16 protein-coding genes and 1 pseudogene are annotated in these 19,687 nt (G+C 50.5%); 5 read left to right on the forward strand and 12 right to left on the reverse strand.

The features are described from left to right. Positions 1-92 precede the first annotated feature (92 nt). Both PVOR_RS29450 and PVOR_RS01525 read right to left on the reverse strand, forming a co-directional pair. Positions 93-260, reverse strand: a complete 168-nt coding sequence (locus tag PVOR_RS29450; RefSeq protein ID WP_006207301.1) for a CxxH/CxxC protein — start codon at positions 258-260, stop codon at positions 93-95. Positions 261-674: 414 nt separating this feature from the next. Further along, a complete protein-coding gene (locus PVOR_RS01525; RefSeq protein ID WP_006207302.1) occupies positions 675-2,045 on the reverse strand; it encodes a S1C family serine protease in 1,371 nt (456 codons plus the stop codon). A 1,097-nt stretch (positions 2,046-3,142) separates the two neighbouring features. Between PVOR_RS01525 and PVOR_RS01530 the strand changes: the two genes are divergently transcribed. Next, the gene (locus PVOR_RS01530; RefSeq protein ID WP_006207303.1) at positions 3,143-3,406 is read left to right on the forward strand and encodes an alpha/beta-type small acid-soluble spore protein; all 264 of its coding nucleotides are present in this window, start codon (positions 3,143-3,145) and stop codon (positions 3,404-3,406) included. A 118-nt stretch (positions 3,407-3,524) separates the two neighbouring features. Here PVOR_RS01530 and PVOR_RS01535 read toward each other — a convergent pair whose 3' ends face one another. From PVOR_RS01535 to PVOR_RS01565, 8 genes are all read right to left on the reverse strand, one after another. Then, positions 3,525-4,328: an MBL fold metallo-hydrolase gene (locus PVOR_RS01535; RefSeq protein WP_006207304.1), complete on the reverse strand. Its 804-nt coding sequence runs from the start codon at positions 4,326-4,328 to the stop codon at positions 3,525-3,527. Positions 4,329-4,335: 7 nt separating this feature from the next. Next, entirely contained in the window at positions 4,336-5,085 is a 750-nt protein-coding gene (gene yycI / locus PVOR_RS01540; protein ID WP_006207305.1) for a two-component system regulatory protein YycI, read from the reverse strand. A 40-nt stretch (positions 5,086-5,125) separates the two neighbouring features. Next, on the reverse strand, positions 5,126-6,403 hold the full coding sequence (locus PVOR_RS01545; protein WP_006207306.1) for a YycH family regulatory protein: 1,278 nt from the start codon (positions 6,401-6,403) through the stop codon (positions 5,126-5,128). Further along, on the reverse strand, positions 6,400-8,229 hold the full coding sequence (walK, locus tag PVOR_RS01550) for a cell wall metabolism sensor histidine kinase WalK (RefSeq protein WP_006207307.1): 1,830 nt from the start codon (positions 8,227-8,229) through the stop codon (positions 6,400-6,402). The genes PVOR_RS01545 and walK overlap by 4 nt, the downstream gene beginning before the upstream one ends. Beyond that, entirely contained in the window at positions 8,229-8,960 is a 732-nt protein-coding gene (yycF, locus tag PVOR_RS01555) for a response regulator YycF (protein WP_006207308.1), read from the reverse strand. The genes walK and yycF overlap by 1 nt, the downstream gene beginning before the upstream one ends. Before the next feature lie 41 nt (positions 8,961-9,001). After that, positions 9,002-9,271, reverse strand: coding sequence for a hypothetical protein (locus tag PVOR_RS30270; RefSeq protein WP_138917764.1), 270 nt, complete (start codon positions 9,269-9,271; stop codon positions 9,002-9,004). 223 nt (positions 9,272-9,494) lie between these two features. Next, positions 9,495-11,069: a peptidoglycan DD-metalloendopeptidase family protein gene (locus PVOR_RS01560; protein ID WP_006207310.1), complete on the reverse strand. Its 1,575-nt coding sequence runs from the start codon at positions 11,067-11,069 to the stop codon at positions 9,495-9,497. A gap of 272 nt (positions 11,070-11,341) precedes the next feature. Next, positions 11,342-12,016, reverse strand: coding sequence for a hypothetical protein (locus PVOR_RS01565; protein WP_006207311.1), 675 nt, complete (start codon positions 12,014-12,016; stop codon positions 11,342-11,344). Between the two features lie 259 nt (positions 12,017-12,275). Here PVOR_RS01565 and PVOR_RS01570 point away from each other — a divergent pair, with 259 nt between their 5' ends. The 4 genes from PVOR_RS01570 (at position 12,276) to PVOR_RS01585 (ending at position 16,248) form a co-directional block, all read left to right on the forward strand. Next, the gene (locus tag PVOR_RS01570) at positions 12,276-12,953 is read left to right on the forward strand and encodes a response regulator transcription factor (protein WP_006207312.1); all 678 of its coding nucleotides are present in this window, start codon (positions 12,276-12,278) and stop codon (positions 12,951-12,953) included. Beyond that, positions 12,950-14,332, forward strand: coding sequence for a sensor histidine kinase (locus tag PVOR_RS01575; RefSeq protein ID WP_006207313.1), 1,383 nt, complete (start codon positions 12,950-12,952; stop codon positions 14,330-14,332). The genes PVOR_RS01570 and PVOR_RS01575 overlap by 4 nt, the downstream gene beginning before the upstream one ends. 117 nt (positions 14,333-14,449) lie before the next feature. After that, on the forward strand, positions 14,450-15,550 hold the full coding sequence (locus PVOR_RS01580) for an ABC transporter permease (RefSeq protein ID WP_006207314.1): 1,101 nt from the start codon (positions 14,450-14,452) through the stop codon (positions 15,548-15,550). Further along, positions 15,550-16,248 carry an ABC transporter ATP-binding protein gene (locus PVOR_RS01585; RefSeq protein ID WP_006207315.1) on the forward strand — a complete coding sequence of 233 codons (699 nt, stop codon included), beginning with the start codon at positions 15,550-15,552 and terminating at the stop codon, positions 16,246-16,248. The genes PVOR_RS01580 and PVOR_RS01585 overlap by 1 nt, the downstream gene beginning before the upstream one ends. Positions 16,249-16,674: 426 nt before the next feature. Here the strand turns inward: PVOR_RS01585 and PVOR_RS01590 are convergent, their stop codons facing one another. Continuing rightward, a complete protein-coding gene (locus PVOR_RS01590) occupies positions 16,675-17,964 on the reverse strand; it encodes an adenylosuccinate synthase (RefSeq protein WP_006207316.1) in 1,290 nt (429 codons plus the stop codon). A gap of 356 nt (positions 17,965-18,320) precedes the next feature. After that, a pseudogene (dnaB, locus tag PVOR_RS01595) lies at positions 18,321-19,686 on the reverse strand (replicative DNA helicase). Between the last annotated feature and the right edge of the window lies 1 nt (position 19,687).

The raw sequence follows: 19,687 nt of genomic DNA on the forward strand, positions 1-19,687 counted from the left end.
CGAAAACATAATCCCATCGATTCTAACAAAAAAAGCGTGAATTCATCACGCTTTCTCATCGGTATCATCTATTCAAGTCAAATGTTCAAAAGTTACACAACTAAAAACTCAGCATGCTTCTCGCACTCCGCGCACTTCACCGGTGGGTCCCAGTCCGAAAACTCGGTCTCCTTCAGATCAACAATATCCGGGGCATCCTCATATTCATCCACGAAATTTTCGATCGCTAGTTCCACATGTTCCTTGCATACGACGTACATTCTATGCATCCTTTCTATCATTCGCCTCATGTTGTGTTTTATCATCAATCAAGTATAGCCACTCTTTTGTTCTACCACACTCTACGACAAAAAGAAATCTTTTTGCCGCAAATGGCTATTCCCTCTTTATTTCAATCCGCAAAAGCTTCCTCCACATCCATGGATTTCACAGGACTTGTCCTTCGCTCTCTACATCTCTTTCAGGTAAATGAAAAAAAGAGCGTGGATCACGCTCTTTTTTCACGGCCGTTCATCGGCTCTAATCTAACCTTTTTCAAAATCTCTCTATATTGGATTCTATTCAACACTAACGATAATATATACCCGTTACTTGCTGCATTAAACAACGAACGATCACGTGGCACAAAAAAAATCTTCAAGGGCCTGATTCCGTATTCTTCAGAACTGCCCGTATTATTCTCCAGGCTTCTCTTCCAGCTTCACCTTCAGCGACTGCAGCTTGCCATCGCGATAAAAGGTCACATTCAGGTCACTGCCTACCTTCGTGTTACGATAGAGGTGCTTGCGAAGCTCCAGCGTCGTCGTGATCGGTTTGCCGTCAAGCTTGATGATGACGTCATTCAACTGCATACCGGCATCCAGCGCAGGACCAAGCGCATCCAGTACAACCACGCCTTCGGTTACCGTCTTCGGCAGCTTGAGGTTCTCCTTCTCCTTCTTGCTGAGCGGAGCATACGGATTACTTAGATCCACCGTGTAGACGCCCAGATATGGACGCGCAATGTGGCCCTTCAGCATCAACTCGGTCACAACCTCCGTAATCTCATTGACCGGAATTGCAAACCCGAGTCCTTCTACGCCGGTGTCAGCAATCTTCATCGTGTTGATGCCAATGACTTTGCCGTTCAGATCCACCAGCGCACCGCCGCTGTTGCCTTCGTTAATAGCGGCATCAGTCTGGATGACCTCCTGTTCCCAATCGTAGATGCCATCCTGATTCAGTGACACCGGAATAATACGGTTCGTGTAACTGACAATGCCGGAAGTGAGTGTATCGCCAAGACCAAGCGGGTTGCCGATGGCAATGACCGTTTCGCCTAGACGAAGCTTGGAGGAATCGCCAAATTCTGCGACCTCGCCGATACCTTTGCTATCAATGGACAGAACTGCGATATCGCTGACGTTGTCTGTGCCGACCAAGGTTGCCTTCCTCTTTTCCCCTCCTACCAATACAACCTCCAGGGAATCGGCTCCTTCAACCACATGGTTATTGGTAATAACGAAGGCTTTCCCTTCCAGTTTCTTAAAGATAACGCCGGAGCCCAAGGCATCCTCTTGCGAGCCCCCGAAATCATTGCCAAAGTCAAAATCTTCCCCGAAATCGAACCCTTCCGGAAGCTCAAAGTCTCCTTCTTGTTCCGGTGGAACAGCGGACTCCTCTTCCAGACCCTCTCCCTCTAGGCCTTCCTCTTCGGGAAAGACGGTCTCTTTATGTGTCAGTACGCTGACTACGGCCGGCCGTACCTTCTGAGCAGCGCTGATAATTCGTTCGTATGGATCGCCATCGGACGTGGACAGCTGGTGACTGCCATTAACTAAGGTCATGGGCGACGAAGTCGCAGGATGTCCTGTAAGGAAGCTGAACAGCATGACTGCAATCAATGCGCTGCATACGGAGCTGATCGCGGATATCTGAAATGTGGATAAACTCTTTTTACGGCGGGAAGTCCGCCACTTCGTTTTTCGCTCAGATGGGTCCTCGCTGGTATTTTTGCTCTGTCTGGAAATTTTAGTTGAATAGAAATCATCGTCAAACAATCCCATTGCGATCCCTCTCTCCCCTTGGCTGCTACACGTCAAGATACTTTACCAGCTTCAGACCTTCCGCCATTACCGACTTAATCATCTTGTCGTCATAACAACCGCCCTGCACCGAGTGTATCTAGCTTTCTATGAATCGGCAGCGTGCCACCTGTTAAATATCTCTCTATTGTATTAACTCTTTAGCGGCTCAAAAAGTTGCATTTTTGAACCCTCTCTTTGAACTTTTATCGAAATATGGCTCTTTAGCGAATATTCCGGCTCTTTCGGCTGAAATCTAGTTCCATAAAAGGTATGTATTGCCACCCGACAGTTCAAAAAAAACCCTGTATCTTTCTATTACCACAAACAGGGCGGCTTAAGCGCGAAATATCTGTTTTTCGTAAAAAAAACTGGGAATACCTGGACCAGCTCGATCTATACCATACAGAGGCCCTGATGTCTTGTTCGATGCGGGTTCTGACAGAAGCATCCAGCCTTCTAGTGCTCCTATTGTACCACACGAACAGAGGTTCACGTCAGCTTTCTTTTGTAAAAACAAATGCCAAATTGATGGCAATTCCTAAAGTCTGTACACAGCGTAATTCTTCATTACAGAACAACAACAATCACGGGTGAACACGATACCCTTCTATACGTGAGAGACAACCAAGAGGTTCCATTTTCAAGGATATTATTCCATGTTCCATTCTTTCGACATCCCTCAAGCACTGAACGTCTCAGCCCTCAATCGTGCATTCCCCCTTCAAGAACTATACAGAACAAATGTGTTAAGAATATGGCAAAGGAGATCGCCAAAAGCTGCCAAATCCATACAAATCAGACAGGCCAGGAGGTAGGCTCCGGTTGACCTACACATCATTCCTATTTGGATTCCCGGCAACTTATTCTTCATAAGCTTCCCATTGCAAAAATACTTCCGATTTCCCAGCAGCTAGCCTCCTATCCGAGTCTTGTCTATGAAATGATCCTATTAACAACCAGAAGAGCTCTCAAACTCCCCCTAGTATTTGAAATGGTTAGGTTATCCATTCATTTGTAAGTTCTCAACGGGGAATGTTATGAGGGGGAAACCATACAGCAGTGAGGAGGGTTATGGGATGGCAAGAAGATCAAGGCGGCACCGGAGCCCCGAAATGCAGCAATTCATGACCAAGGTGATGCAGAATGAAGGTTACAAGGTAGACCCGCAGAGTCAGGAAGACGTCAAATATGAGGTCGCCAAGTCTTTGGGGGTACCGCTTAAACCCGGCAGTAACGGAGATCTGACCACGGAGCAGGCCGGAAAAGTCGGCGGTGCGATTGGCGGTTCCATGGTTCGGGAAATGGTTCGCATGGCGCAGGAGAGTCTCAGCAAGCGTTAACGCGGGCGAAGTTCTCAGGATAGGCCATAACAACAAAAACAGCTCCATGTCATAAATAAATATGACGGTGGGGCTGTTTTCTTATGATTATATAATGAATCTATAATGGCTTTTACGTCTACTCGCTTACCTTATCCCAAGGGGTTGGACGGTCATAATACGTGTCACACAATTTAAACTCACTGTCCTTGAAGAAGCACCCGCGATCCTCCATCGTATCACGGACGGTCATTCTTGCCAGCTCCATCATGTTATGATCAAGGCTAAGATGGGCAAGATATGTCCGTTTGGTATCTCCCGTCAGCAGCTCGCTCAGGGCATCACCTGCCGAAATATTCGACAAATGGCCCATGTCGCCGAGAATCCGGCGTTTGGTATTCCATGGATACCGTCCCATCCTTAGCATCTCGATATCATGGTTCGCCTCCAGCACCAGCACGTCCGATCCATCCAGCGCTTTCTTCACTTTATCGCTGACATAACCGAGATCTGTAGCCACGCCGAGCTTCTCATCGCCATCATAGAAGCAATAACCGACCGGTGCCGCAGCGTCATGGGATATTTCAAAAGGCTCTACCCGCAGCGTGCCAAAATCCTTGACCTCATGACTCTCCAGCACAATCCGGTTCTCTTCGGCAATCTTGCCCAGCGACTTGGTCATCGCTTCCCACGTCTTCTCATTCGCATAGATGGGCAGATTGTATTTACGGGCAACCGCACCAAGCCCCCGAATGTGATCGGAATGCTCATGCGTTACCAGGATGCCGTCGATTTCTTCCCCCATCATCTCGCGTTCCTTCAGCAGCTCATCAATGCGCCGTGCACTCAATCCCGCATCAATCAGCAGTGTCGTATCCTCATTGCGGACAATGGTCGCATTGCCCGTTGAGCCGCTCGACAGCACGGAAAATGATATCCCCATAGTCTTGTTACTCCTTTGTCGTATCGCTTTTTGGCGTAAGGACATCCCCGCTGATGCCCTGTACATAAATCATCTCGCCATGGTCCAGCGTAAACCGCCAGGTTGGCGCTGCCAATTGATCCTCCGTATTAAACAGCTGCCCATAATAACCGAGCTGAATCTCTCTGACCGCTGTGTCCGGCGGTATAAAGTTACGTTCAATGAGGGTCTCAAGCGCCTTCGATGCGGACAGTACCTTCTGCTCCTCCATATCATCGGTTGGCATAATCTCAAAGACCGGTTCGCGATAGGCGTGAATCTTCTGGGATTCATAAATGAACTCCAGTTCCACATTAAAGAGCGGCCATTCCTTTTGCACCAACGGACGGAATATGAATATGTTCTCCTTGTCTGACTGCGGATCATGACGATAGTTTCCGAGATCGGCAACCTTCCCTTCAAAGGCATTTCGCAATTCCTTCTCATCGGCATACACCAGCTTGGTGTCAACCGGCTCCTCAAGCCCTACCGGCTCGCCCTGCGCTTCTGCACTGTATATATAATTAATTTTAGGAAGCTGCGGCGTCTCCGTCGGAATCGGGCTCAGCAATTGAATCCCATTCTCCTCCATCACCTGCTGGGTGCTCTCGGATAGCGAGGTGAAATCGAGATTGGAGCCGACCTGCTCACGGTAATCCATCCAGAGCTGATAGCCCAGCACCAGATTCAGCAGCAAAAACGCGTAGATCAATACATTTTTGGCACGGCCCCAATCCATGATGTTCCCTCCTTATTCCTTCATTGTTGAACACTATCGCTTATTCAAGCGTGATGACTGTCCCGTTCTGAAGCTCGACCGCCCATACCGGCTTAAGCAGCAGGTTTTCCTCCGTTCGCACTGGCAGATATGCAGGGTCCAGACTCGCGATGGAGTTATCCTCAGCATAAGGCTTCAGCTTCGCCTCCAGTGCCTCGCCACCTGTCAGCTTTACCATTTGCTTCTTCAACGGGGCAGACTCCAGATATAACAGCGAACGCTCATAGGATGTGACCGTACCCTGCTGTAAATCCAGTTCCATCACCCCATACTGGAAGCCCGGTGTATTCAGGATGGGAAATCCGCCATAGTACTGCTGGAATTTCACCAGCGTCCGGTCCTCGGATTCGCCTGCTTTGCCCAGTCGATACGTTCCGTTCCAGCCGCCGTGCTGATTCACGAAATCAATGGCGGACAGTACATCCTTCCCGGGACTGCTCTCGCCGGATGGCGGCGCAGCCGGATCGGTATAACTGATCCATTTTTGCCCCTGGTCAACCTGTAAGCTCCGCTTGCTGTCCGTATAAATCTCGGAGCCGTCTTTTTCCCTAATGTTGCGGGTGATGCTAGGATCGAAGAACAAGCTGCGCTGCATTTGCTCCACCGTGTATTCGCCAATCGGCAGTTCGACACTGACCATATTCAGTTCCTTCTCCGGTATATAGTAGCGCCCATCCACCATCTTATACGATGGCCAGCTCAGCCCGAAATCCACCAGTTGATCCACGTCCTGTACCGTCAAATCAGCCTGCGCGGCTTCATAGACGACATCGCCCTCCGTGCTGAAGAACATGACGTGAACCTTAGCTTCGCCTTCCACACTGTACAGCCATATTTTATTGATGCTTTCCCCTTCAAACAGCGTGTCCGGCACGATCTGCATTACTCGCTGCAGCAGAGTAACCGGAATGCCCGAATCAAAGCTCAGCTCAATGCCCCGGTTCTCCGAACGAACCTTGGTCCAGTCGATATTGCTAACCATCCGGCGCTGAAAGTTATCAAAGGTCCGGCCCTTAAGCCGGTTATACACGAGATTGTAAAACGTATCGTTCGAATAGAATACCGTATGTTTGTCTTCTCCCAGATGAATGACCATTTTATCAGGAAAGAGCAGATTCTCCGGCTTCTCCTCCGGTCCCATCTCCTCGGTTCGGATATAGGAATCCTTGGATTGAACAACGGAATCGCTGCCCGGGAAACGGAATATCAGAACATAACTTTGCAGCAGACTGCCAAGGACCAACACAACCAGCAGTACGGTCTTCATACGTTCCTTCACATAACCGCCCTCCCCTCGTTGTTCAAGGGCAGGGTGAAGGTCACGGTTGTGCCCTTCTCAAGCTCTGATTGCAGGGTAATAAAGCCTCCATGGGCTCTGACAATTTCCCGGGCAATGGATAAACCGAGTCCCGTTCCGCCTAAATTGCGTGTTCTGGCCTTATCTACGCGGTAGAAGCGTTCAAAGATCCGGTCCAGATCCTTCTTCGGAATACCGATCCCGGTATCCTTAACGGATAAAGACAGCATGCCTTCCTCCGTAATGCTTGCATCCATGGTGATAGTGCCTCCGTCTGGCGTATATTTCAAGGCATTGGAGATCAGGTTGTCGAGAACCTGATCGATGCCGTCCCGGTCCAGCATAGCTGTGGATACCCCTGGTTTAACCTCAATTATGGTGCGGATATGCTTTTGCTTCATTTGGAAAGAGAAGCGATCCTCTACATCCTCCAACATCTCCACAATGTCCGTCGGCTCCTTGTGCAGAGCTGCCTCCTTGGAATCAAGCCGTGACAGGTGCAGCAGGTCCGTTACCAGTCGGATCATCCGGCCGGTCTCGTTCTGGATGACGCCGACAAATCGCGGCCCCATCTGTTTATCCTCCAGCGCCCCATCCTCCAGCGCCTCGGTATAACTCTTGATGGTGGTCAGCGGCGTACGCAGCTCATGGGATACATTCGCCACGAACTCCCGCCGCGACGCTTCCAGCTTCTCCTGCTCTGTAACGTCTTGCAGCACCGCAATCGTACCGGTGATGCCAATCTCCCGCCGGTGAATCGGCGTAAAGGTCACACGCATCATGAACGGCTCGCTGCCCTCGCGCGGTACAATCTCCAGCAGCTTGGAATCATGCCCTTCGCTGCGCGCCAGCGCCTCCGATTCGGATTCCTCTAGGCCCAGCAGGGATACAATATCATGTCCTGCCAGCTCCTCCCCCTCCACGCCCAACATTTCCCCGGCGCGCCGGTTCATCAGAATGACACGTCCCGCTTCATCGGTTGCGATAACGCCGTCACTCATATTGGTCAGAATCGAAGCAAGCTTCTCCTTCTCTTCTTCGTTCTGCGAGAGGGCTTCGCGCAGACGGCTGGTCATATAGTTGAACGCCTGGCTGAGCTGGCCGATCTCATCGCTGCCGAACACCGGTGTTTTCTCGGTAAACCGGCCGTCCGCGACGGCCCGGGCATGCTTGGTCAGCTCCTTGATCGGATGGGTAATCGTATGCGACAGAATGACGCCAAGCACCGCGGTTAAGCCAAGCGCCAACAGAATCCCCGATATAAAAATATTGTTGATCCGCTGCATCGTGCTGTACAGCTCGCTCATGCTGGCCACAATGTAGATGGCACCGACGATTTTCTCGTTATACATGACCGGCTTGGCCACCACTTTCTTGCGGATGTTATCATCATCGATAATGTATTCCTCATTATCCTGTATTCCCTGCAATGCCCGGCTGACAACCGTTTGTGTATTCTTGGTGTTCACGTAGTCTGCATGCGAAGGCAGCGAGGTGGTGAGAACCCGTCCCGTGGAATCCAGCACCTGAATCTCGGCTCCGTTCAAATTGAACAGATTGTTCACCATAATCCGCAGGCTGTCGATCGAATCCTCTTCCGAATCATTCTCGCCGCCAAGGGTCTTAGCTGCCAGCACTGACATCAGCTCGGCGCGCTCCTGCAAATCCTTCGTGAAGTTGCTGGTCAGCGAGTTCTTCATCGCACTCACAAAATACACCCCGATCAGCTGCATCGCGATCAGAATGAGAAGGACATAAATGATGATGACCTTCGCCTGAATGGTGCGGAAGAAGGACAGCCACTTCATTACAGGCCTCCGTTTTTAGCGCTGCGCATCAGGTAGCCTAGTCCGCGCCGAGTCAGTATGTATTCCGGCTTGCTAGGATTCTCTTCGATTTTCTCGCGCAGTCGACGGATGGTAACGTCCACGGTCCGCACATCGCCAAAGTATTCAAAGCCCCATACGGCCTGCAGCAAATGTTCGCGCGTCATCACTTTGCCTGCATTCCGGGCCAAATAATACACCAATTCATATTCACGGTGCGTCAGATCGAGCGCTTCCCCGCTCTTGTATACCATATACATATCCGTATCTATAAACAGCTCGAACAGCCGCAGGCCTTGTCCACCCGCACTTGTGCCGCCTGTGTTATCCGCTGAGTTGTCGGGCTTTTGCTGGCGGCGCATTTGCGCCTTCACGCGTGCCAGTATTTCTCTCGTGCTGAACGGCTTCGTCACATAATCATCTGCGCCAAGCTCAAGTCCAAGCACCTTGTCGATCTCTCCGTCCTTTGCCGTGAGCATGATGATCGGGATCTGCAGGTTAGCGGCACGTACCTCGCGGCACACATCCATTCCATCTTTACCGGGCAGCATCAAATCAAGCAGCATTAAATCCGGCCGCTTCGTGAGCGCAATCTCCACGGCGCTAATGCCATCAAAAGCACAGATGACGTCATAGCCCTCTTTTTCCAAGTTAAACTTTAAAATATCGGCGATGGGCTGTTCATCATCCACCACCAGAATGGTTCCCTGCATCTTCCTGTTCACCTCATACCTTCACTTAAACGGTCTTCTTTTCATTTTACCACACCTGCCGCCGCTACACACCCACCGCTCCTGAGCAGCCATCTCAATGTAAACGGCAGCAAATTCCCGCTTTGTCCCACATCCTCTCCCCCCCACACCGCGCTAAGTGGCCGCCCCGATTCAGGGGATGGCCATCTTTGCTCCGGCAGCATGGCCGGAAGGTGCGGGGATGGATCGACAGATAAGGGAAACCTTCGAATGCAGCAAGTGGGGTCATTCGGAGAGCGTGAGCGATCGCCTTTGAATTCGGAAAATTTCATCGTAAGCCACATTTCTATTTTCCGAATTCAACAGCGACGGAGAAGGACACCACTTGCGACACCACTGCAAATATTTCCCGTTCTGTCCCACATCCCCCTCCACATCCCCACCTGCCAAGACGCAAAAATGACCGCCCCCGTTAAGGAGCGGCCATCTTCACTATTATGATATATGAACCAATAATGGCTTATGTCGCATTGGTTTCCCTAGTATAACACAGAACTACAGATAATTCATCGGATTTTGGGCAACTCCATTTTTTTGCACTTCAAAATGCAGATGGGTTCCCGTAGAACGGCCCGTATTGCCCATGACCCCCAGCTTGGAGCCTTGTCCGACCGATTGTCCGTTACTAACGGAAATCTTGCTCATATGACCGTAAAGGGTACGATATCCGTTGCCATGATCGACAATAACGACGTTGCCATAGCCGCTCTGCTGACCGGCAAACACAACTCTTCCGGAGGCGGATGCCATAATAGTACTGCCTCCCACCATATCCACACCCTCATGGCTTCTTCCCCAGCGATGTCCGAAGGGACTCGTAATTCGTGCTCCGCTCACTGGCCAAGCAAACATGCTGCCGCTGGATTTCTGGCTCATGACTGCGGTGGATGTCTTTTTCTTAGGAGCCACCTTGGTGCCTTTGTACACAACTTCCGGCAGGGATTCCTGCACCACCTGTTGACCCGTCCATTGCTTGGATATGACCTTGCCGTTCTCTTTGGTTACGATATAATCGACCGTTTTCACACCATCGCGTCCAGGACGGACGACTTTTCGCTTGCCAAGCGGAAGTTCGCTGCTCTTGCGAACAATCGTTTCCGGTTTGCTTGGCTGCTTCACCGATACCGTCTCAACCGTTCTTACAGTAAGCGGCGCTTCCGGCTTCGTCACTTGCAGCTCGGCGCCGATCTGCACATATTTCTCCTCCAGCTGGGGATTCAATGCCATCACGTCAGCTGACTTCATGCCGAACTGCTGCGCAATCGAGGATATGGTATCTCCCTCTTTTACCGTGTAAACCACCGGCTTGTCCTTGGTGCCCGTAAGCACCTTCATCGCCTCTTCCACGTCCAGCACCTTGTTCGGATCGGCCTTCGTGTTGGCCAGCGAGATGTTTTCTTTAATATCAACCGACTGGAGCCCGCTGCCGTTATCGTTCTTCTTGCTTGATGCCGATGCGGAGGTCTTCGTGAAGGCAACCTTCTGCGTCTGCTCCTTCTTGGCAGCAGCCGGAGCGAATTTCAGCTTCGCTGCCTCAACGGCCGCTTGTGCCGTCTGCTGATCCTTCACGATTGCCACGGTCTCTCCGTTCACCTTCAGCTCCACGCCGCGGGCATAGGCCTTCAGCATGCCGTCCAGCTTATCAAGGGTTTCCTCGCTGTTCACGATTGGCTTATAGGAACGGTCCGCCTTGGTTGTGATACCTTCAGTATGAAGTACCATAAGGACGTCGGGATACTCCTCCTGATATTCCTTCTGCTTCTCTTTCAGAAGCTGGTCAAGCTGAGCATCATCTTGAATGGTACCGACTGCCTTCCCATCTACAAGCACATGGTAGAACGGAATCGTGTTCGCGTTCACATACGCTTTTCCGCCAGTATATATCGATCCTGCTATGAGCAATGCCCCTGCCGATATCCAAACCCATCTGCGCGGTGATTTCCATCCCCGGTTGTGTGGGCTCGACGGCTCAGAGGACCCGCTATTCGAGTTGTTGTTGTGGGCGGAATGTTCGCCCGCCTGCTTGCGCAAGACGCTGTTCATCCACCGTTTCCCCTTAGAACCTTTCATGTCTCTCTCCTTTAAGCCTTGTTCATATGTAAGACTCTGTTCATCTGAACCTGCCGACTTAGCATTGAATATGACACTACCTGTCAAAAGGTATCAAAATTTTAACCTTTTCGATCTTCGTATACTTTAACATAGCCATTACAATCATTTCAAGTTTGTGAAAACAGCGAAAAACCCGCGCGCAGCACGGGTTTCCTGATTTTTTCCAATATACAACTTTCGCCAGTCAGTGACAAAACAGTGACAAACCGGGTCTGAAACCCGCCATACCGTTATTCTTTGAGCATCGAGATCAATTTATCGAATTCTTCCGGGTTCAAATATTTGGATATGCCCTCCTCGATCTCCGTAAGCTCCACTGCCGTCAGGCCATCCTCCATGGCCTCGGATATCTTCTGCATTTCGGATTGGGGCAGCTTATTCATCAGCATGGTAAAAATCTCTTCCTTATCCGCTGTCGACAGACTTTCTTTCCGATCCACGATATCCGTCGGAGACATCACGATCTCTTGATCCTCCAGGGAGGAATCATCGGACTCCGTCGTAGTGGCCCCCATCACTGGCAGAGAATCTTCCGGTGCCTGATCATCAACCGGCGGCTCGTCCGAATCCCCCGATGAGCCTGTAGTCGCCTTGGTGTCCTCTTCTGCCCCTCCGCTCTGATCCGCCCCTGCTGTCTGATCATCAGATGCTGCACCCTGACCGGCGGGATCCTGTGCCTTCGAAATGTCCCCGTTGCTGCTATCTGGCTTAGAGCCTGAACCCATTCCCAGCATCGTCTTCATAATGCCTCCAACCCCCACCGACTCCGTCTCCAGTTGAATATTGAAACTGGCAAGAACCGATTGAAGATAAGCATTGACCACAATGCCCGTTGTCACAATCGTCAGTGTACTCACCAGTATGGCGGTAAGGCTGACCTTTAGCAGCCATTTCATCCAATTCATCCGTATCTCCTCCTTCCTCATGCATGCTCAGAAATGACATGACAATGATTGCTTTCTTTTTCCAGTATTGACGGCTCGGAATCGCTTCAACCGTTTTCTATCCATTTTTTCTACTTCTTATTTGATATATTTCATGATTCACGTAAATTCAGGCCACACTAGTCCCGTGTTGTGAAGGCAGGAATCGACCAGACCGGGGTATTTGTGATACATATATAGTCAATTGGAAACTGCATATGAAGGAGGGTTTATTCTAGTAATGATTCATATCTTAATCGCGGATGACGACGCGCATATTCGGGAGCTGCTGCAATATCATCTTCAATCGGAAGGGTATACGGTCTTTACAGCTGCTGATGGGAAGGAAGCCTCTGCTCGCTTGGCGGAAGAACAGATTCATCTGGCTGTTGTGGATGTCATGATGCCGAATATGGACGGCTATCAGCTCTGCGAGGAGATTCGGCGGTATTATGATTTTCCCGTCATTCTGCTGACGGCAAAGGATCAGCTCGTGGACAAGGAGAAGGGTTTTGCTGTGGGTACGGATGATTATCTAACCAAACCTTTTGAGCCAAAGGAATTATTGTTTCGCATCAAGGCGCTGCTGCGGAGGTATCAGATGGTGAACGCAGATAAAATTCATCTGAACGAAACCACGATCGACCGCAAAAGTTATGAGGTTCAGGGACACGGAAAAATGCTGATGCTGCCGATGAAGGAATTTGAGCTGCTCTCTCAGCTTGCAAGCTATCCGGACCGGACGTTCTCACGCGAGGAACTGATTCAGCTCATCTGGGGGACGGATTTTGAGGGAGATGACCGCACCGTTGATGTTCATATTAAAAGACTGCGGGAGCGCTTTGCGGACCGAAGCGGCGATTTTCAAATACGAACGATCCGGGGGGTAGGATACAAATTGGAGGCCTCGCCGCAATGAAGACCCTCTATTCGCGCATCGTACTTACCACCATCGCTATTATGGTGACCAGCAGCTTGATTGCTTTTGTGCTGTCCAATCTCTACTACCAGTACAATCTTAAGCCTTATAACGATCAGAAGGTCACCACCATGGCCAAGGACATCGGGGATTTCTATGACAGCCACCCGGAACTCAATATTCATGATTATCTACAGCACATCGGGCAGCTCGGCTATCAATTCTATCTGGTCAACGATCAAGGCAAGGAGTGGCTTTATGGCGGTATCTTCCGTGAACGGGATCTCTCGCCTGAAACCGTGCAGCAAGTGCTGAACGGTACGGTGTACCATGGCATCGCAGAGTTTCCATCAGAGCTGTTCATTACCGGCTTCTTCGACAATGTATTAAGCAACTCTATCGGCATTCCGCTGCAGGTAGACGGCAGCCCTCATGCACTCTTCATCAGACCCGATATTACCGTACAGTTCGGCGAAATGCGCATCTTCTTCTCGATCATTATGGCTATCGCCATCCTGCTGAGCATTCTGTTGGTTGGCGTCATTACGCGATATATCGTGAAACCCATCGTGAAATTAACCGAGGCTACACAGAATGTGGCAAAGGGCAATTATAACGTACAGCTGAATGTCGCGAGAAGAGATGAGCTGGGGCAGCTCGCGGATCATTTTTCCCAGATGGCCAAAGGTATAGCGCAGCTGGAGCAGATGCGCCAGGAGTTTGTGTCCAATGTATCCCATGAAATTCAGTCACCGCTTGCCTCTATTCAAGGTTTTTCGCAGACGCTGCAAACCAAGCGCTTGTCCGAGGAACAGCAGCAGCACTACTTGTCGATTATCGAGGCGGAGAGCCGCCGGATGTCCCAGCTTAGCAAACAGCTCCTCATGCTGGCTTCCCTGGATAAAGAAGAGAATATCCTGGAGAAATCCACCTTCGACGTTGCCGAGCAAATCAAGCAGGTGTTGTTCCACACCGAATGGAGCTGGCGCAGCAAGGAATTGACCATGGATATGTCACTGCCATCTACCTATATCCACGGCGATCAACAGCTGCTGCATCAGGTATGGACCAATCTCATGACCAACAGCATTAAATTCACCGCTCCGGAAGGCATCATCTCGCTGCGTATCACAGGACAGGACAACCCATCATGCAGCATCGAGATTTCCGATACGGGCATTGGCATTCCGCCAGAACATCTCCCTCACATCTTTGACCGGTTCTATCGTGTGGATGAGGCACGCGACCGCTCCGAGGGCAGCAGCGGACTAGGTCTGGCCATAACCCAGAAGATTGTGCAGATGCACGGCGGACGCATTGAAGTAACGAGTCAGCCTGGAGAAGGAACCACCTTTACGGTGACCCTGCCCACCCTGTAGCTTAAGCCTGATTCCAGTTCATGCGCTGTTCATATTCCATTCCTATACTTGTGGCATATCCCGTAGTGATCATACAGGGAGAAGATGCTACCCATTACAGGAATGGAGATGAGAAACATGTTTCTTGCACTGCGCGAACTTCAACACGCGAAGCTGCGTTATTTGCTGATCGGCTTCATTATGGTACTGATATCCTGGCTTGTCCTGTTCGTCACCGGATTGGCTCAGGGGCTCTCTTCCGATAATGCCTCATCCATACAAAACATGAATGCCGACTATCTGATACTTCAGGAAGAGTCCGACCATCGGATCAACCGTTCCATTCTGACCGATGAGATCTGGAGAGAGATCCAGCGGCATCCGGCTGGAGACCATGCCTCCCCGCTGGGGGTCCACATGAACACCTTGACCAAGGAAGGCTCCACCGCCAAATTCGACGCGGCTTTCTTTGCCATCGATATGGCGAGTATGATGGCTCCCAAGGTTGTGGAAGGAACCATGATAAACAATACGGATGCGGAACATGTGATGGCTGACCGCTCCCTGAAGGATGACGGATACCGGCTTGGTGACCGGATCGTTGATCAGGCAAGAGGTGCTGCATTTACGATCGCAGCCTTTACAGAAGGACAGTCCTTCAGCCATGCCCCGGTCATTCACTTGAATTTTGAGGGATGGAAGGCGCTTCAGCCCAGCGGTTCACAGCAAGGGACCATCTATAATGCGGTCGCTCTGAATGGTAGTCAGGAGCAGATAGACGCCTTGGCTCAGGACATATCCGGCATCGAGATCATAACGAAAAGCGAGGCACTGCAGGGGATTCCCGGTTTTCAGGAGGAGCAGGGCTCACTCGTAATGATGATTGTGTTCTTGTTTGTCATCGCGGCTTTCGTACTGGCTGTGTTCTTCTACGTTATCACGATTCAAAAAATGAACCAGTTCGGCGTCCTGAAGGCCATTGGAGCTGGAACCGGCTATCTCGTAAGGAATCTGATCTTTCAAGTGCTGACACTGACCGTGGTCAGTCTTGCCATCAGTATCGGTCTAACTTACGGGGTATCCCTCCTGATAGCCGGCGCCGTTCCTTTTTCCTTAACTCCTTCCGTTGTTCTGCTCTGTTCCTTGCTGTTCCTGGCGGTTTCCCTGATGGGGTCTCTGCTGTCGCTCTATCGTGTTATCAAGATTGATGCAATCGAAGCTATCGGGAGGGCTGCATAATGAAACAATCCAAACTGATGCTGGATCAGGTGAGTAAGGAATTCGGCGACGGGGATACGTCCGTTAAAGTGCTGGACCGCATTTCACTGGATATCAAGAGCGGTGAGTTCGTAGCGGTGGTCGGTCCTTCCGGGTCCGGCAAGAGTACCTTCCTGTCCATAGCAGGGGCACTGCTATCTCCTACGCAGGGGCGAATCTGGATGGGTGATCATGAAGTCACCAAGCTGTCGGCCAAAAAAATGAATCAGCTGCGGCTGAGCCATATCGGATTTGTCTTTCAATCCTCGAATCTCATTCCGTATTTGACCGTTCGTGATCAGCTACTGTTAATTGCCAAGTTGGCCGGCCAGCAGGGCCAGGAACCAAAGCAGCGGGCAGACCATCTGCTTGAGCGCCTGGGCTTGTCCCATCGTAAGAATCATTATCCCGAGAGCCTGTCAGGCGGTGAACGCCAGCGCGTTGCCATTGCCCGGGCCTGGATGAACGACCCGGAGCTCATTCTGGCAGATGAGCCCACCGCCAGTCTGGATTCTGAACGCGGCCGGACCGTCGTGCAGATGTTGGCCGATGAGGTGAAGCTGCGCCAGAAGGCCGCCGTGATGGTCACCCATGACAAGCGTATGCTGGATCTGTGTGACCGGATTGTATATATCGAGGACGGCAAGCTGTCCGAGCAGCCGCAGCCGATTCTGCTGTAGAATGAAAAGACCGGATCCATCCCGACAAACCTGAGGATGAATCCGGTCTTTATTATGCTGAATGTGCAAACACATTCCAGCTCTCGAAGAAGGCCACATGCCCAATTGGCCGTATGGCTTCTGTCCCCCCTAAATCGAAATGACTGCATATATCCGCTGCCTTTAGCCCCAATTCCAAATAATCAGCGTGCTGTCCTCTATGTCTCTCTCCATTATAGGGTTGATGGACATGCTGCTAGGGGATAATATCCTCAGACAAAGGGACAAATCCTTCCACTTTTGGGTCTTGTATGTTATTTCCGAGGTACAATCATAGATTTCATTCCAAATAAAAAGAAAAACCCGCATGGCATCGCCATTAGCAGGTTTCGCAATATATCTTCTTTTCCAAATTGGAATGGATTCTACTCTTGTTCCAACTCGATATTATTTCTCATAAATCGGAAGCACTTGATTTGTCTGTTCCCGGTTGCGCCCTACGGAGAAGATGGAAATCGGAATACCAGTCAACTCCGATACACGTTCTACATAGCGGCGAGTATTCTCTGGCAGATCCTCCAGCGTCTTCGCTCCGGTAATGTCCTCGCTCCAGCCTGGCAGTTCTTCATAAATCGCTTCACATTCAGCCAGCATCTTCAAACTTGCTGGGTAATGTGTGATTTCCTCACCGCGGAATTTATAAGCGGTACAGATCTTAACGGTCTCAAGTCCGCTAAGCACGTCCAGGGAGTTCAGGGACAAGCCGGTAATGCCGCTTACGCGACGGGCGTGGCGCACAACCACGCTGTCAAACCAGCCTACGCGGCGGGCGCGTCCGGTGACGGTGCCGTATTCATGTCCTTTTTCACGGATATAATGGCCGATCTCATTGTCGAGCTCCGTCGGGAAGGGTCCGTCCCCTACACGCGTCGTATACGATTTAGCGACCCCAATCACTTGTTGAATCTTCGATGGTCCTACGCCGGAACCGATACATACACCGCCAGCAGAAGGGTTCGAAGAGGTTACGAACGGATACGTGCCTTGGTCGATGTCCAGCATGACCCCCTGTGCGCCTTCGAACAATACTTTTTGATTACCGTCAATGGCATCGTTCAGGACAACGGAAGTGTCACGCACATATTTACGAATGATTTCAGCGTATTGCAGGTATTGAATCAGGATTTCTTCAACCTCAAGTCCTTCCCCACCATACACTTGGGTAATCACTTGGTTCTTCTCCTTCACCATATGGCGAAGCTTCAATTCAAACTCTTCCGCATCCATCAGATCCGCGATCCGGATGCCGTTACGTGCGGCTTTATCCATGTAACAAGGGCCGATTCCCTTGCGAGTCGTGCCAATTTTGTTGGGACCTTTGCGATCCTCTTCCAGAGCGTCCAATACCATATGATAAGGCATGATAACATGAGCACGATCGCTGATTACCAGATTATCCGTGCTGAATCCATTATCATGAATATAATTAATCTCTTCAATAAGTGCAGCCGGGTTAACCACCATACCGTTTCCGATCACACAGGTTTTATCTTTATAGAATACTCCGGATGGAATCAAGCTAAGCTTGAATTTTTTACCGTCAATCAGAATGGTGTGGCCAGCATTATTGCCGCCTTGGTAACGGGCTACCACGTCAGCGCTTTCCGCTAAATAATCCGTGATCTTCCCTTTCCCTTCATCTCCCCATTGTGTTCCCACAACGACTACCGTTGACATAATCATTCCTCCGCCCGGGCTGTTACACCCTTATTATTTCACAAAACACTGATGTAATAAGCATTTCATTATGATTAAAAAACAACCTCACTGCATTAAAGCAGCAATAACAGTGTAACAGCCCCATTTTTTAAAGTCAAATACAAAAACGAACAATCGCACATCAGTGTGTACGATTGTTCGGAATTAGGACGAGATTATGGAATGATTTCTGCTTTATTCGGGAATGTGCAATAAGAAACGCCCTGAACTTACAGGTTGCGGCAGGTATTAGAGATTTTCCCGAACTTTACGACAAAGGCCACATGCGCCATTAAGAAACCAATAGAATCCTTGCTAACAAGCTGCCTCTGTCGTCACCCGGCTGCAAAGGCATCCGCATGCGTTCGCTCGTAATTAACGAACTTGTTAAAGTTCTTGAGGAACACCAGCTCTACTGTGCCTACGGGACCATTACGCTGTTTGGCAATGATGATCTCGATGATGTTCTTCTTCTCCGTTTCCTGATTGTAATAATCATCCCGGTATAAGAAGGCCACGATATCGGCATCCTGCTCAATTGAACCGGATTCCCGAAGGTCACTCATCATCGGACGCTTGTCCTGACGCTGCTCCACGCCCCGGCTGAGCTGTGACAGCGCAATAACCGGCACCTCAAGCTCCCGGGCAATCTGCTTGAGCGTACGTGAGATCTCAGATACCTCCTGCTGCCGGTTCTCGCCCGCCTTGCCGCGTCCATGAATGAGCTGCAGATAATCGATCAGTATCATGCCGAGCCCCTTCTCTTTCTTCAAACGGCGGCATTTTGCACGGATATCGGCAACCGTTACGCCGGGTGTATCATCAATGTAAATTTCCGCTTCCGACAGTGCCGCAATGCCCATGGTCAGCTTGGACCAATCGTCGTCACCCTTAAAATCCCCGTTCCGCATGACATTTGCATCCAGATTGGCCTCGGCGCAAATCATACGCTGAACCAATTGTGGCGCAGACATCTCCAGACTGAAGATGGCGACGGTTTCCTTAGCCCGGATAGCCACGTTCTGGGCAATATTCAGTGCGAAGGCCGTCTTACCTACGGACGGACGGGCCGCCACAATAATCAAGTCATTTCGCTGGAATCCACTCGTCATTTTATCCAGATCAACGAAGCCGGACGGAATCCCCGTTGTATTCCCACGGTTCTGGTGGAGGACCTCCACCTTCTCAAATACTTCCATCAGCACATCGCGAATCGCAATGAACCCGCTGCCTGTGCGTCGGTTGGAAATCTCCAGAATGCGGCGCTCTGCTTCACTCAGCATGCCGGATACATCTTCGCCTCCGGTGTATCCCTCGCTGACAATCTGTGTTGCTGTTCGAATCAACCGCCGCAGCATCGATTTCTCTTCGATAATCTGAGCGTAATAATCCACGTTGGCCGCCGTCGGAACCGCATGGGCCAGCTTCGCTAAATAACTGACTCCTCCGATTTCCTCCAGTTGGCCTTTATCCTGAAGAAGAGATGTAAGGGTCACCAGATCGATCGGTTGATTGCCTTCTCCAAGCTGCACCATAACTTCGTAAATCATCTGGTGCGTTTTATCGTAGAAGTCCTCGGACTGCACCCGCTCCATCGCTGTGATCAGCGCTTCACTCTGCAGCAGAATGGCACCCAGCGACCGCCTGCTCTGCCTCAAGGTTCTGCGGAGGGACCCGATCGAAATAGAGTTCTCCTCCCATA

The organism is Paenibacillus vortex V453, from assembly GCF_000193415.1.
Classification (GTDB): Bacteria; Bacillota; Bacilli; order Paenibacillales; family Paenibacillaceae; genus Paenibacillus_AQ; species Paenibacillus_AQ glucanolyticus.

What these genes read in the sequence shown, in the direction of transcription:
- PVOR_RS29450 (WP_006207301.1), bottom strand. Translation starts at nt 260, where the DNA reads ATGTACGTCGTATGCAAGGAACATGTGGAACTAGCGATCGAAAATTTC.
- PVOR_RS01525 (WP_006207302.1), bottom strand. Translation starts at nt 2,045, where the DNA reads ATGGGATTGTTTGACGATGATTTCTATTCAACTAAAATTTCCAGACAG.
- PVOR_RS01530 (WP_006207303.1), top strand. Translation starts at nt 3,143, where the DNA reads ATGGCAAGAAGATCAAGGCGGCACCGGAGCCCCGAAATGCAGCAATTC.
- PVOR_RS01535 (WP_006207304.1), bottom strand. Translation starts at nt 4,328, where the DNA reads ATGGGGATATCATTTTCCGTGCTGTCGAGCGGCTCAACGGGCAATGCG.
- yycI (WP_006207305.1), bottom strand. Translation starts at nt 5,085, where the DNA reads ATGGATTGGGGCCGTGCCAAAAATGTATTGATCTACGCGTTTTTGCTG.
- walK (WP_006207307.1), bottom strand. Translation starts at nt 8,229, where the DNA reads ATGAAGTGGCTGTCCTTCTTCCGCACCATTCAGGCGAAGGTCATCATC.
- yycF (WP_006207308.1), bottom strand. Translation starts at nt 8,960, where the DNA reads ATGCAGGGAACCATTCTGGTGGTGGATGATGAACAGCCCATCGCCGAT.
- PVOR_RS30270 (WP_138917764.1), bottom strand. Translation starts at nt 9,271, where the DNA reads ATGAAATTTTCCGAATTCAAAGGCGATCGCTCACGCTCTCCGAATGAC.
- PVOR_RS01560 (WP_006207310.1), bottom strand. Translation starts at nt 11,069, where the DNA reads ATGAAAGGTTCTAAGGGGAAACGGTGGATGAACAGCGTCTTGCGCAAG.
- PVOR_RS01565 (WP_006207311.1), bottom strand. Translation starts at nt 12,016, where the DNA reads ATGAATTGGATGAAATGGCTGCTAAAGGTCAGCCTTACCGCCATACTG.
- PVOR_RS01570 (WP_006207312.1), top strand. Translation starts at nt 12,276, where the DNA reads ATGATTCATATCTTAATCGCGGATGACGACGCGCATATTCGGGAGCTG.
- PVOR_RS01575 (WP_006207313.1), top strand. Translation starts at nt 12,950, where the DNA reads ATGAAGACCCTCTATTCGCGCATCGTACTTACCACCATCGCTATTATG.
- PVOR_RS01580 (WP_006207314.1), top strand. Translation starts at nt 14,450, where the DNA reads ATGTTTCTTGCACTGCGCGAACTTCAACACGCGAAGCTGCGTTATTTG.
- PVOR_RS01585 (WP_006207315.1), top strand. Translation starts at nt 15,550, where the DNA reads ATGAAACAATCCAAACTGATGCTGGATCAGGTGAGTAAGGAATTCGGC.
- PVOR_RS01590 (WP_006207316.1), bottom strand. Translation starts at nt 17,964, where the DNA reads ATGTCAACGGTAGTCGTTGTGGGAACACAATGGGGAGATGAAGGGAAA.